Here is a 13441-nt window from a genome sequence, read left to right on the forward strand (position 1 = left end):
AGCCGCAGGTCAGGCGGTCTCGGTGATCGGGCGGTCGACCCAGGACATCAGGCCGCGCAGCTTCTTGCCGACCTCCTCGATCGGGTGCTGTTCGCCCTCGGCCTGGAGCTTCTTGTAGTTGGCCCGGCCGTTCTCGTCCTCGGCGACCCACTCGTTCGCGAAGGTGCCGTCCTGGATCTCGCCCAGGATCTTGCGCATCTCCTCCTTGACCGACGCGGTGATGACGCGCGGGCCGCGGGTGAGGTCGCCGTACTCGGCGGTGTCGGAGATGGAGTAGCGCATCCGGGCGATGCCGCCCTCGTACATGAGGTCCACGATGAGCTTGAGCTCGTGCAGCACCTCGAAGTAGGCGATCTCCGGGGCGTAACCGGCCTCGGTCAGCACCTCGAAACCGGTCTGCACCAGCGCGCTCGCGCCACCGCAGAGGACGGCCTGCTCACCGAACAGGTCGGTCTCGGTCTCCTCCTTGAAGGTGGTCTTGATGACGCCGGCGCGGGTGCCGCCGATGCCCTTGGCGTAGGACAGGGCGAGCGCCTGCGCGTTGCCGGTGGCGTCCTGCTCGATCGCGATGAGCGCGGGCACGCCCTTGCCGTCGACGAACTGGCGGCGCACGAGGTGGCCGGGGCCCTTGGGGGCGACCATGGCGACGTCGACGTTCGACGGCACCTGGATGAGGCCGTAGCGGATGTTGAAGCCGTGGCCGAAGAAGATCGCGTCGCCGTCCTTCAGGTTCGGCGCGATGTCCTGGGCGTAGATGTGCCGCTGCGCGGTGTCCGGCGCCAGGATCATGATCAGGTCGGCCTCGGCCGCCGCCTCGGCGGGGGTCAGCACGCGCAGGCCCTCGTCCTCGGCCTTGGCGCGGGACTTCGAGGTCTCCGGCAGACCGATGCGGACGTCCGCACCGGAGTCGCGCAGGCTCAGCGCGTGGGCGTGGCCCTGGCTGCCGTAACCGATGACGGCGACCTTGCGACCCTGGACGATGCTCAGATCGGCATCGTCGTCGTAGAAGATCTCGACGCTCATGGTGCTGGGCACTTCCTTCCGCAACAGTGGAAAAAATCTTGGGTGTTCAACGCACCGCGGTGGCGGTGATGGAGCGAGCGCCACGACCGATGGCGACCATGCCCGACTGGACGATCTCGCGGAGGCCGTAGGGCTCCAGCATGCGCAGGAGCGCGTCGAGCTTCTCAGACGTGCCGGTGGCCTCGACGGTGACCGCCTCGGGCGAGACGTCGACGACCTTGGCGCGGAAGAGCTGCACGGTTTCCAGGACCTGGCTGCGCACGGTCGCGTCGGCGCGGACCTTGACGAGCAGGAGCTGCCGCTGCACGGAGGCCGGGGTCTCCAGCTCGACGATCTTGATGACGTTGATGAGCTTGTTGAGCTGCTTGGTCACCTGCTCCAGCGGCAGCTCCTCGACGGACACGACGATCGTCATGCGCGAGACGTCGGGGTTCTCGGTGCGACCCACGGCGAGGGACTCGATGTTGAAGCCGCGCCGGGAGAACAGGCCCGCGACGCGCGCGAGGACACCGGGCTTGTCCTCCACCAGGACGCTCAGGGTGTGCCGGGTCATCAGACGTCGTCCTCGTCGAACAGGGGGCGGATGCCCCGCGCTGCCATGATCTCGCTGTTGCCGGTGCCCGCCGCGACCATCGGCCACACCTGGGCGTCCTTGCCGACGACGAAGTCGATGACGACCGGGCGGTCGTCGATCTCCATCGCCTGCCGGATCACGTCGTCCACGGTGTCGCGGGACTCGGCGCGCAGACCGGCGCAGCCCATGGCCTCGCCGAGCAGCTTGAAGTCCGGGATGCGGTGCTTGTGCGTGCCCAGGTCGGTCTGCGAGTAGCGGCCGTCGTAGAACAGGTTCTGCCACTGGCGGACCATGCCCAGGTTGCCGTTGTTGATGACGGCGACCTTGATGGGCAGTCCCTCGATGGCGCAGGTGGCGAGCTCCTGGTTGGTCATCTGGAAGCAGCCGTCGCCGTCGATGGCCCACACCTGCTTGTCGGGCGCGCCGGCCTTGGCGCCCATCGCGGCGGGCACAGCGAAGCCCATCGTGCCGAGTCCGCCGGAGTTGATCCACGACCGCGGGTTCTCGTACTTGATGAACTGCGCCGCCCACATCTGGTGCTGCCCCACGCCCGCCGTGTAGAGCGCGTCCGGCCCGACGAGCTGACCGATGCGCTCGATGACGAACTGCGGTGACAGCGTGCCGTCGGCGGGCCAGTCGTAGCCCAGCGGGAACGTCTCGCGCAGCGAGTTCAGCTGCTCCCACCACGGCGTCAGGTCGACCGGCTTGGCCGCGCCCTCCCGCTCGGCGCGGATCGCGTCGATCAGCTCGGTGATGATCTCCTTGCAGTCGCCCACGATCGGCACGTCGGCGCGGCGGTTCTTGGAGATCTCCGCCGGGTCGATGTCGGCGTGGACGACCTTCGCGTCCGGCGCGAACGACGACAGCTGACCGGTGACCCGGTCGTCGAAGCGGGCGCCGAGCGCGACGAGCAGGTCGGCCTGCTGCATCGCGGCGACCGCGCCGACGCTGCCGTGCATCCCCGGCATGCCCATGTGCTGCGGGTGGGAGTCGGGGAAGGCGCCCTTGGCCATCAGCGTGGTGACCACGGGGATGCCGGTCTCCTCGGCCAGGCGCAGCAGCTCGGCCGACGCGCCGGCCTTGATGACGCCGCCACCGACGTAGAGCACGGGCTTGCGCGACGCGGCGACGAGCTTCGCCGCCTCGCGGACCTGCTTGCCGTGCGGGCGCGTCGTCGGGCGGTAGCCCGGCAGGCGCATCTCCGGCGGCCAGGAGAAGGAGGTTATCTCCTGGAGGACGTCCTTGGGGATGTCCACCAGCACCGGGCCGGGTCGGCCCGTCGACGCCAGGTGGAACGCCTCGGCGATGGCCCGCGGGATCTCCGCCGGGTCGGTGACGAGGACGTTGTGCTTGGTGATCGGCATGGTGATGCCGCAGATGTCGGCTTCCTGGAACGCGTCGGTCCCGATCAGCGGCCGGCTCTGCTGGCCGGTGATCGCGACGACGGGCACGGAGTCCATGTTCGCGTCGGCCAGCGGGGTCACGAGGTTCGTGGCACCGGGACCCGAGGTCGCCATGCAGACGCCGACCCTGCCGGTGGCCTGCGCGTAGCCGGTCGCGGCGTGACCCGCGCCCTGCTCGTGGCGCACCAGGACGTGTCGCACCTTCGTGGAGTCCAGCAGCGGGTCGTAGGCCGGGAGGATGGTGCCGCCGGGGATGCCGAACACGACCTCGCAGCCGACGGCTTCGAGCGAGCGGACGAGCGACTGGGCGCCGGTCACCCGGATCGGAGCTCCGGTCGGCGGGGTCGGTTTGGGCCGCGGTCCAGGACGGGGCGACGAGGACTCGCCGGGAGCCTGTCGCGAGGGTGCGCTGGTCATCTGTTTGCCTCGTGGTTCGGATTGCTCTGGTCCGGGCACGAAAAAACCCTCGCCAACCCGGTGTGCGGGTCGTACGAGGGTCGCGCGTCGACGCAGCTCGGTCTGCCTAGGCGTCGACGCGCCTGGGAAGTACGAGAACGAGCGTGCGCTGCATGGGATGGACGGTAAACGTCCAGAACCGCCAGCGTCAACTCTGCGGGACACCGATCCCGCCATCTGGACACCGGACCAGGGACGACACCCGGTGACACCACCCGGCCGATTGAACACCGCGCGGCGCGGAGTGGGACGATGAGGACGTGTCAGAGGGACAGCCGCGACAGGCGAGGATCATCTTCCGCATTCCGGCGACCGCGCTGCTCGCGGCCGGTCTGGTGATCGTCTGCGCCACTCCCCTGGCGTTCGCGGTGCCCGGTCTGCAAGCCCTCTACCTCCTGCCGATCGGCTTCGCGGTGTGGGTCGTGCGCAACCGCACGGTGGCGGACGGGGAGCGGCTCGTGGCGCGGTCCACGTTCAGCAGCCGGACCGTCCGGTGGGACGACGTGAAGGCGATCAAGCTCTCCGACCGCTGGCTCGGCGCGGTGCTGGCCGACGACTCCGTGGTGACGCTGCCCGCCGTGCGCACGGGGCACCTCGCCGCGCTGGAGGCCGTCTCCGGTGGCCGGGTGACCGACCCCGCCACCGCGCTGGCGCGGGCGAGGGCTGCGGAGGACGACGAGACCGAGGCCGACGGGGCCGGGCCTGACGAGGACAGGACCGACGAGGCGGCGGAACCGGACTCCGGCGAGGACGGGACCGGCGGGGCGAGCGCGGACCACCGCTGACCCTCCGGCGGCACGCCCTCGTTCGTGTTACTCCCCGCGCTCACGGACGGCGAGCGTAGAATGCGCTGCGTGACGTCGCACACGCCTGTTCGCACCCGTGACTGGGCTCCTCTCACGAGCCTGCTGCTCTCCCTCGCCGGGCTCGCGGTGTCGATCTACCTCACGATCGCGCACTACGCCGCCTCCGACCTGCTCGTGTGCGCCGAGAACAGCGTCGTGGACTGCCACGGCGTCACCAGCAGCGAGCAGTCGGAGCTGTTCGGCGTGCCGGTCGCCGTGCTGGGCGCGGCGTTCTTCGCGTTCCTCGTCCTGCTGACGACGCCGCGGGCGTGGCGAAGCACTCATCCGGCCGTGGGCCGGATCCGCCTGGGCAGCACCGCGGTGGGCGTCCTCTTCGTGGTCTACCTGGTGGCGGCCGAGTTCGTGCTCATCGGGAAGATCTGCCTGTGGTGCACCGCGGTGCACGTGATCACCCTCGCACTGGCCGCCGTGCTGCTGGTCGTGGCCCTGCGTCGCCCGGAAGCGGAGTAATCTCTCCTCACCGCCCTCGACGTCCGGCGCCCACGAGGCGCCGTCGCACTTCCGCGCTGCCCCCGTAGCGGGCGGCGAACACCCTCTTGCAGATGGGGGAGCCGTGCCTCAGCTCCGTTCTCGTACGACCACCCACGGACGCAACGCCGCCGGCGCCAGGTCGCTCTGGCGTGCGACCGGCATGACCGACAGCGACTTCGGCAAGCCGATCATCGCGATCGCGAACTCCTACACGCAGTTCGTGCCCGGCCACGTCCACCTCCGCGACCTCGGCGACGTCGTGGCCGACGCGATCCGCGAGGCGGGCGGCGTGCCGCGCGAGTTCCACACCATCGCGGTGGACGACGGCATCGCCATGGGCCACAGCGGGATGCTCTACTCGCTGCCCTCCCGCGAGATCATCGCCGACTCGGTCGAGTACATGGTCAACGCGCACCAGGCCGACGCGATCGTGTGCATCTCCAACTGCGACAAGATCACGCCGGGCATGCTGAACGCGGCGATGCGCCTGAACGTCCCCGTGGTGTTCGTCTCCGGTGGTCCCATGGAGGCCGGCAAGGCCGTGGTCGTCGACGGTGTCGCGATCCCCTCGTCCGACCTGATCACCACGATCTCCGCGTCGGCGAACTCGGCCGTCGACGACAGCGCCCTGGACGCCGTCGAGCGGTCCGCGTGCCCCACCTGCGGCTCCTGCTCCGGCATGTTCACCGCGAACTCGATGAACTGCCTCACCGAGGCGCTCGGTCTCTCGCTGCCGGGCAACGGCTCCACCCTGGCCACGCACGCGGCGCGCAAGGCGCTGTTCCAGGACGCGGGCCGCACGATCGTCGAGCTGTGCCGCCGCTGGTACGAGCAGGACGACGAGTCCGCGCTGCCGCGCTCGATCGCCAACCGCGCCGCGTTCGAGAACGCGATGGCGCTGGACATGGCGATGGGCGGCTCCACCAACACCGTGCTGCACGTCCTCGCCGCCGCGCAGGAGGGTGAGATCGACTTCACGCTCCAGGACATCGACGACATCAGCCGCCGCGTCCCGTGCCTGTCGAAGGTCTCGCCGAACTCCGACTACCACATGGAGGACGTGCACCGGGCCGGTGGAATCCCCGCGCTGCTCGGCGAGCTGGACCGCGGCGGGATGCTCAACCGCGACGTCCACTCCGTGCACAGCCCGTCGCTGGCCGAGTGGCTGGCCGAGTGGGACGTGCGCGGCGGGTCCGCGTCCGAGCGGGCCGTGCAGCTGTTCCACGCCGCGCCCGGCGGTGTGCGCACCACGCAGGCGTTCTCCACGGAGAACCGGTGGTCCTCGCTGGACACCGACGCGGCGGGCGGCTGCATCCGCGACGTCGAGCACGCCTACACCGCGGACGGTGGCCTGGCGGTGCTGCGCGGCAACCTCGCCGAGCGCGGCGCCGTGATCAAGGCGGCGGGCATCGACGAGGAGCTGTGGCACTTCGAGGGCCCCGCGCGGGTCGTGGAGAGCCAGGAGGAGGCCGTCTCGGTCATCCTGAAGAAGGAGATCCAGCCGGGTGACGTGCTGGTCGTGCGCTACGAGGGCCCGTCCGGCGGTCCCGGCATGCAGGAGATGCTGCACCCGACGGCGTTCCTGAAGGGCTCCGGCCTCGGCAAGAAGTGCGCGCTGATCACCGACGGCCGGTTCTCCGGCGGCTCGTCCGGCCTGTCCATCGGTCACGTCTCGCCGGAGGCGGCCGGCGGCGGCCTGATCGGGCTGGTGGAGGACGGCGACCGCATCCTGATCGACGTGCACGAGCGCAGGCTGGAGCTGCTGGTCGACGACGAGGTGCTGGCCGACCGGCGGGCGAAGATGGAGTCCAGCGAGCGTCCGTGGCAGCCGAAGGACCGGGTGCGCCCGGTGACCGGCGCGCTGCGCGCCTACGCCCGGATGGCCACCGACGCCAGCACGGGCGCCGTGCGCGACCCCTCCCGCTAGGCCCCGCGACGCGACGAGGCCCCCGTCACCGGATCAGGTGGCGGGGGCCTCGTCGCGCGGGGTCAGCGGAGAACGAAGTACGTGGCGGCGGCCGCGCCGCCCGCCACGACCAGGCAGACGACGCCACTGAGCAGCGGGCGGCGGAACCAGCCGCGGTTGCGGTCGAGCGCCACGCGGCCCGGCCCGGCGAACAGCAGCGCGAACGCCATCGTCGCCAGCATGACCTCCAGCTCGACGCCGTCGGGCGCGAAGAACCCCTCGCGCCAGCGCAGGGCCAGCACGTTCGCCATGACGGCGAGCAGGCCGGCCGCCGCGAGCGGCGTGAACAGGCCCAGCACCAGCAGGCCGCCGCCCGCCATCTCGGTGACGCCGGTGACCCACGCCAGGACGCGGGACTCGCGGAAGCCCAGGCCGTCCAGGTAGCGGGCGAACCCGTCGATGCCGGGACCGCCCAGGAGGCCGAAGACCTTCATCGAGCCGTGCGCGAGGAACGTGCCGCCGAGGACCAGGCGCAGGACGAGCAGCCCCAGGTCGGGCCCCGCGGTCCAGCGGAACGGGGCGCGCTCCTCCTCGTCCTCGTCGTCCTCGAACGCCCCCCGCGGCTCCTCCAGCGCCGTCGCCGGTGTGTAGCCGGAGTTGTCGAAGGACCTGGTGTCCGGGTCGTAGCTCTGCGGGCGGAACGTGTCGGACGCGTCGTCGAAGTGGTGCACTCCTCCGCCGTCTCCACCCGTGCCGCTCGACGCGTAGAACCCGTCGTCGGAGAAGCCGCTCGAACGGGACGAGCGATCGTCGGAAGTAGCCACGATCCCGCACGGTAGGAGATGCGGATGGTGATGGCGATCATCCACCCGGACCCACCGGTTCAGTCGAACGGCCGATTGCGCTGGCGCGGATCAGTAGTCGCCGCGCACCAGGTTCTCCGGCTCCAGACCTGCCGCGAAGCGCGTCAGCTCCGAGACCACGACCGCGTAGGCGCGCTGATCGCTGCCGCGGCAGCTCCCCGCGACGTGGGGCGTGAGCAGCAGGCCGGGCACGTTCCACAGCGGGTGGTCGTCCGGCAGCGGCTCCGGCTCGGTGACGTCCAGGGCCGCGCGGAGCCTGCCGGAGGACAGCTCGGCCACGAGGGCGTCGGTGTCGACGACGGGACCGCGCGCGGCGTTGACCAGGACCGCACCGTCGGGCATCCGCGCCAGGAACTCCGCGTCGACGAGACCGGTGGTCTCGTCGGTCAGCGGGACCACGACCAGCACGGCGTCGTGGTCGCCGAGCAGGCCGGGCAGCTCGTCCATGCCGTGCACGCCGTCGCGGGCGGTGCGGCCGACCATCGTGACGGTGGCGTCGAACGGCTCGATCCTGCGGCGGAACTGCCGGCCCAGGTCGCCGGCGCCGACGACGAGGACGCGCTTGTCCTGGAGGGTGTCGGTGTAGTGGTAGTCCCAGCGGCGCTCCCGGCGGGCGCGCTCGAAGCCCGGCAGCTCGCGGTAGATCGACAGCAGGGCCGCGACGGCCCACTCGGCGGTGCTGCCGCCGTGCGCGCCGCGGCAGGTGGACAGCAGCACTCCGTCCGGCACCTGGCCGATGAAGCGCTCCGCCCCGGCGCTGAGGAGCTGCACGAGGCGCAGGCGGGGCAGCTGGGCCAGCACCGCGCCGAGGTCGGGGCCCTGGAGGAAGCGGGGAACGAGCACCTCGGCGTCGGCGGCCTCGGGCGGCAGGGGTTCGCCCGGCTGGTAGCGGACCGGCCGGAGACCGTCCACCTCGGACAGCGCCTTCACACCGAATTCATCGGGAACGAGCACGGTGAGCGTCACGCCTGCACGTTACGGCAGACTGCGGCAGATGCAGGAGCACGACGTCGCATCCGCCGACGGCACGCTGATCAGGGTGTGGCGCACCCGACACTCCGGACCCCCGGTACTGCTGTGCCCCGGTCTGGGCACGGTGCCGGAGTCGTGGCCCGCGCTGCTGCTCCCGACCAGCGGGGTCACCGTCCACAGCTGGTACGACCGCGGCACGATGGGGTCGCAGCGCCCGGCCGACCCGACGCGCATCGGGGTGGCCGACAGCGTCGCCGACGCGCTCGCCGTGCTGGACGACGCCGGCGTGCGCCGCTGCGTCGTCGTGGGCTGGTCGATGGGCGTGACGGTCGCCGCCGAGCTGGCGCTGCGCCACCCAGAACGGGTCTCCGGACTGATGCTGATCGGCGGAGCGCCGGGTGACGCGCTGGCCGCCGTGCTGGGCCTGCCGGGTGTGCCGGAGGAGCTGCGACGGCTGATCGGCGTCGGCGGGGCCCACGCCCTGCGCGCCGCGGGACCGCTGCTGAACGGGGTGCTGTCCCGCGTTCCGGTGAACGACGTGACGACGTTCCTGCTGCGGCACAGCGGTCTGGTGCTGCCGTCGAGCGCGCCCGACGCGGTGGCGGCGGCGATCTCGCGGTTCCTCACGCACGACTGGAGCTGGTACTTCACCCTCGCGCTGGCCCTGGGCCGCTGGCCGGCGCAGGACCTGTCCGGCCTGACGTGCCCGGTGACGGTGATCGCCGGGCGGTTCGACGTCCTGGCCTCGGCCGGGAGCGTGGCCAGGTCGATCGGCGTGCTGCCGCAGGCGCGGTTCCGCAGGCTCGCCGCGGGCCACCTCCTGCCGCTGGAGGCGCCGGACGTGGTCGTGGAGGAGCTGGCGCTGCTCCAGGAGCGGGTCGACGCGGTGGAGCGCGTGCTCACCGGCGCCGAACCCGTGCCGCGGCGCACCCGGACCGCGCCGGTGCGGCGGGCGCTCACCTCGCGTTCACGACACCACGCCTAGCCTGGACACGTGTCGTCTTCCGGTCGAACCGTCCGCGCGCTGCTCGTGGGCTCCGCCGCCGGTCTGCTGGTGACGGGCTGCGCGAGCTTCCCCGACCCGCCCGCGCCGTCGAGCTGGAGCGCCCAGGTGCAGCTGACCCCGCAGGCGGGCCCCGAGCCCGAGCTGCCGGGCGAGGTGGCGCCGGGCCCCGGCGGGAACCAGCAGCCGGGACAGACCCAGACCTCCGTGCCGCCGCCGCAGGGGTGCAAGGACTTCGACCCGGCCGTGGTGGGCACGTGCCTGAACCCGGTGTCCGGGGTGGCGCTGATGGACGTGAACCAGTCCACCGGCGCGGTCACGGCGCTGGCCACCGAGCGGACCACGGGCCGCCTGGTGCAGGTCACCAAGGACGTGGAGCCGGTCGTGATCAGCACGCTGGAGGTCGACGCGTCCTCCGACGGCGGCCTCACCGGGCTGACGCTGTCGCCGACCTACGCCGAGGACCGGCTGATCTACGTGTACCTGACGACGGCCGCGGACAACCGCGTGGTGCGCCTGACCCCTGGCGACACGCCGAAGCCGATCCTCACCGGCATCCCGAAGGGCGCGACGGGCAACCGGGGCGCGCTGGCCCACGACGGCGAGGGCGCGCTGCTCGTCGCGACCGGTGACGCGGGGAACCCCGCCGCCGCGGCCGACCCGAACTCGCTGGCGGGCAAGGTGCTGCGCATCGACGGTTCCGGTGCCCCGGCCCGCGGCAACCCCACCGAGGGCTCCCGCGTGCTGACCGGCGGGCTGCGCTCCCCCGGCGGGCTGTGCGTGGCGGCGGACGGCTCCACGACGTGGGTGACCGACGCGGGCGCGAGCGGGGACCTCCTGCACCGCGTCGTGCCGGGCGAGCCGCTGGGCACCCCGGCGTGGACGTGGTCGGAGCGGCCCGGCGTCGGCGGGTGCGCGTCGCTGTCCGACGTGGTCTGGGTCGCCACCAGCACCCTGCCGGGCTCTCTGTCGATCCCGGTGAACCCCGACGGCAGCTTCAGCGGCAAGCCCGAGCAGCAGCCCGCGGAGGAGGCCGAGTTCGGCCTGCTCGGCCCGCTGGTGGCCCTGGACGACCGCACCGCGCTGGTCGGCACCGTCAACAAGCAGGGCAACGGCGAGCCGGTGTCCAGCGACGACCGCGTGGCGATCGTCGTCCGCCAGGGCGGCGGCCAGAACTCCAAGGACTAGGTGGCGCTTCCGCCCGCCCGGAAGCGCGACCTACCCCACTCCCAGGCAGACGAACGGGCGGCGCAGCGGGTCGGCGGCCACGGCGTCGGCCAGCGCCACCGCCGGTGACGCTCCCCCGGCGAGGGCGCGGTGGTAGTCGTTCATGGCCTCCGCCGACGGCTCGTCGCCCACCCTGCTGGTGGCCGCCACGACCGTCCTGGCTCCCCCGGCGAGCAGGGCCCCGGCGAAGCCGAGGACCTCGTCTCCGGGGCGGATGCGGTGCAGCGCCAGCTCGCACGCGGCGAGGACCACCTGTTCGGGCGGCCTGCTCATCCGGCCCATCTCGTGCGCGAACAGCGCGCCGTCGACCAGTTCGAGCCGGGAGAACAGCGCGTTCTCCGGCTCGTGCTCGCCGTGCGCGGCGATGTGGGCGAGCGCGGCCCCGTCCATCGCGGCGAGGACCGCGCCGACCTCGGCGTCGGCACCGCTGAGCAGCCGTGCGCTGGTGTGGTGGGCGGCGAGCCCGGCGATCTCCGCCTCGGCCTCCTGGAGACCGGGACCGCTGATGAGGACGACGCGCTTCGAGCGCACCGGATCGCGCTGCGCCGAGGAGAGCCACGCCGTCGCGGACGGGACGACGACCGACGGCCGACTCCGCAGCGACGGCAGGACGCCCCACGGCACGGCGTGCAGGTCGCCGGTGGGCACGATCACCACGTCCCGGTCGCCGATCAGCGGTCTGATCGGGCGCAGGAGCTGGTCGTCGAGGTGCCGGGCCTCCCGGTTCGCCGAGCGGGCGATGACCCGCGACAGCGAGCGGTCCATCCGGTCGGGAGCGAGCGCGTTCACGTCGGCGTGCAGGCGGCGGGCGTGCTCGGCGGCCGCGATCGCCGATCCCAGCCGCACCAGGTGCACCCGCCCGCCGACGAGGACCACGGCGGCCAGCACGTCGCCCGACGCCACGAAGTCGATCATCGCGCGGTCGCCGAGAGCCGCGGTGACCTCGGCGGCGGTGGCCACCGGACGCGGTCTGCCCCAGCGCTGCGCGTGCCAGCCCAGCCGCACCGCCTCGCGCTGGGCGGTCCGCAGCCGGGCCTCCAGTTCCGTGGTCGGGACGCCGTCGAGCGTCGCGAGCTGCACGGACCGCGCGAGCGAGCGCACCTCGGCGACCCGCTCGGCCAGCCGGGGATCGGCGCTGCCGACCGGCTCGTAGCGGTAGCTCTGCGCGCGGGTCCGCTCCAGCCACCGGAACAACCGCTCGGCCTTCCCCGACGAGCCCGGCCCGTCGAGCACCAGGCGCACCGCCAGCTCGCCGAGCTCCTGCCCGTGCACGGCGGTGCCGGACACCAGTTCCAGGCCGCCCATGCGGTCGCGGATGCGGTCGAGCTCGTCGAAACCGGCGCGGGCCTGCGCCAGGGCGGAGCGCCGGTCGCCGCGTGCGACGGCCAGCTCGGCCCGGCACAGCCTGCGCAGCATCCGGTGGTCCACCGGCGTCAGCAGGCCCGGCCTCGGCACGGTGCGCAGCAGCGCGTCGGCGATCTCGTGCTCCCTGCGGCGCAGTTCCAGCCGGACGGCGAGCAGCCGCGCGAACGCCGCCTCGTCGGGCAGCCGCAGCGCCGCCAGTTCGTCGGCGAGCCGCAGCGCGCGCGTCGGCATCGGCGCGGGGACGCGCGCCGCGCCGAGCACCCGCACCACGTCGATCCGCAGGAGGACCAGGGACGCCACGACGGCCCACGCGTCGCTGCGGCGGCGGCGCATCCTGCGGCGCGCGGACACCGCCGTGCGCCGGGCGAGTCCGAGGTCGCCGTCGAGCACGGCCGCGACGGCGCGGAGCAGCTCGGCCTCGGCGAGGTCCTGCGTGACGGCCTGGCCGCGCAGCTCGGGCAGCACGTCGTCGAGGTGCCGCGCGGCCTCGTCGGACAGCCCGGCCACGAGGACGGCCTCGGCCTGGTCGATGCGCAGCCGCGACAGGGCGCCCGAGCCGAGCGCGCGGTAGCCCCGCTCGGCCGCCTCGTAGTGCCGCAGCGCACCCGGCACGTCCCCGAGGCGACGTGCGAGGTAGCCGGAGACGTGCTGTGCGAACGCGAGCTGGAACGGCAGGTCGTTGGCGGTGGCGAGGTCTCCCGCCCGGCGCAGGTCGCGCAGCGCCGGTGCGCGCAGCCCCAGGTCGGTGTGCGCGACCGCGCGGCCCATGAGCGACTTCACCAGCGACTCGGTGAGCAGGGCTGGATCGTCCGCCCCCGTTCGCAGGCCGTGCAGCTTGTGCTCGATGGCGGAGTCGAGCAGGGCGATGCCGTCGCCGCTGCGCCCCGCGCGCATCAGCAGCACGCCGTGGTTGTGGTCGACGAAGCCGGACAGCACGGCCCGCGCCGGTCCCGGCGGGAGCGTGGCGGCCTCCCGGCGCGCGTGGTCGAGCCCGTCCAGGCCGTCGAGGACGCTGCCGGTCTCGGCGACGGAGAACGCGAGGCTCACCAGGAGGCGGACGCGGGTGCGCGCCCGGTCGACCGACACCGGCGCGTCCGCCGGGCGGGCCTGGTCGAGCAGGGCGAGGGCACGCCGCATCAGGCGCACCGCCTCCGACTGCCGGGCGCGGGCCGCGGACTGCAACGCCCTGTCGTGCAGTCCGCGCACCCGTTCCAGGAGTCGTCGCTCCGCGGCGGCCGACTTCGCGGTCTCCTGGTGCATCGCGTCACCCACCGATCGGGCGAGTCCTTCCGGTGCGGCCTGTCCGGACGGA

At 72.9% G+C, this 13441-nt stretch carries 11 protein-coding genes; 5 read left to right on the plus strand and 6 right to left on the minus strand.

What is annotated here, in order from left to right; genetic code table 11:
• Positions 1 to 9 precede the first annotated feature (9 nt).
• The 3 genes from ilvC to IMZ35_RS02410 are packed head-to-tail and all read right to left on the minus strand — an operon-like array spanning position 10 to position 3417.
• A complete protein-coding gene (gene ilvC, locus IMZ35_RS02400; RefSeq protein WP_199439177.1) occupies positions 10 to 1023 on the minus strand; it encodes a ketol-acid reductoisomerase in 1014 nt (337 codons plus the stop codon).
• A gap of 46 nt (positions 1024 to 1069) precedes the next feature.
• Positions 1070 to 1576 carry an acetolactate synthase small subunit gene (gene ilvN / locus IMZ35_RS02405; RefSeq protein ID WP_199439178.1) on the minus strand — a complete coding sequence of 169 codons (507 nt, stop codon included), beginning with the start codon at positions 1574 to 1576 and terminating at the stop codon, positions 1070 to 1072.
• On the minus strand, positions 1576 to 3417 hold the full coding sequence (locus tag IMZ35_RS02410) for an acetolactate synthase large subunit (RefSeq protein WP_199439179.1): 1842 nt from the start codon (positions 3415 to 3417) through the stop codon (positions 1576 to 1578). The genes ilvN and IMZ35_RS02410 overlap by 1 nt, the downstream gene beginning before the upstream one ends.
• Before the next feature lie 299 nt (positions 3418 to 3716).
• Here IMZ35_RS02410 and IMZ35_RS02415 point away from each other — a divergent pair, with 299 nt between their 5' ends.
• The 3 genes from IMZ35_RS02415 to ilvD all read left to right on the plus strand — a co-directional run bounded on the left by IMZ35_RS02415 (position 3717) and on the right by ilvD (position 6720).
• Positions 3717 to 4241 (plus strand): PH domain-containing protein, encoded by a 525-nt coding sequence (locus tag IMZ35_RS02415; RefSeq protein ID WP_199439180.1) that lies wholly within the window; start codon positions 3717 to 3719, stop codon positions 4239 to 4241.
• 69 nt (positions 4242 to 4310) lie between these two features.
• Positions 4311 to 4772: a vitamin K epoxide reductase family protein gene (locus tag IMZ35_RS02420; protein WP_199439181.1), complete on the plus strand. Its 462-nt coding sequence runs from the start codon at positions 4311 to 4313 to the stop codon at positions 4770 to 4772.
• Positions 4773 to 4875: 103 nt separating this feature from the next.
• Positions 4876 to 6720, plus strand: a complete 1845-nt coding sequence (gene ilvD, locus IMZ35_RS02425) for a dihydroxy-acid dehydratase (protein WP_199439182.1) — start codon at positions 4876 to 4878, stop codon at positions 6718 to 6720.
• A 62-nt stretch (positions 6721 to 6782) separates the two neighbouring features.
• Here ilvD and IMZ35_RS31615 read toward each other — a convergent pair whose 3' ends face one another.
• Both IMZ35_RS31615 and IMZ35_RS02435 read right to left on the minus strand, forming a co-directional pair.
• On the minus strand, positions 6783 to 7523 hold the full coding sequence (locus IMZ35_RS31615) for a DoxX family protein (RefSeq protein WP_307867676.1): 741 nt from the start codon (positions 7521 to 7523) through the stop codon (positions 6783 to 6785).
• A 90-nt stretch (positions 7524 to 7613) separates the two neighbouring features.
• On the minus strand, positions 7614 to 8528 hold the full coding sequence (locus IMZ35_RS02435; RefSeq protein ID WP_199439183.1) for a 2-hydroxyacid dehydrogenase: 915 nt from the start codon (positions 8526 to 8528) through the stop codon (positions 7614 to 7616).
• A gap of 28 nt (positions 8529 to 8556) precedes the next feature.
• On the opposite strand from IMZ35_RS02435, the gene IMZ35_RS02440 reads away from it, so the two are divergent.
• Together IMZ35_RS02440 and IMZ35_RS02445 are read left to right on the plus strand one after the other, a co-directional pair.
• Entirely contained in the window at positions 8557 to 9519 is a 963-nt protein-coding gene (locus IMZ35_RS02440) for an alpha/beta fold hydrolase (protein WP_199439184.1), read from the plus strand.
• A gap of 9 nt (positions 9520 to 9528) precedes the next feature.
• Positions 9529 to 10725: a PQQ-dependent sugar dehydrogenase gene (locus IMZ35_RS02445; protein ID WP_307867677.1), complete on the plus strand. Its 1197-nt coding sequence runs from the start codon at positions 9529 to 9531 to the stop codon at positions 10723 to 10725.
• Positions 10726 to 10755: 30 nt separating this feature from the next.
• Here the strand turns inward: IMZ35_RS02445 and IMZ35_RS02450 are convergent, their stop codons facing one another.
• Positions 10756 to 13401, minus strand: a complete 2646-nt coding sequence (locus IMZ35_RS02450) for a CHAT domain-containing protein (protein WP_307867678.1) — start codon at positions 13399 to 13401, stop codon at positions 10756 to 10758.
• Between the last annotated feature and the right edge of the window lie 40 nt (positions 13402 to 13441).

Source organism: Umezawaea beigongshangensis, from assembly GCF_016464305.1.
GTDB lineage: Bacteria > Actinomycetota > Actinomycetes > Mycobacteriales > Pseudonocardiaceae > Umezawaea_A > Umezawaea_A beigongshangensis.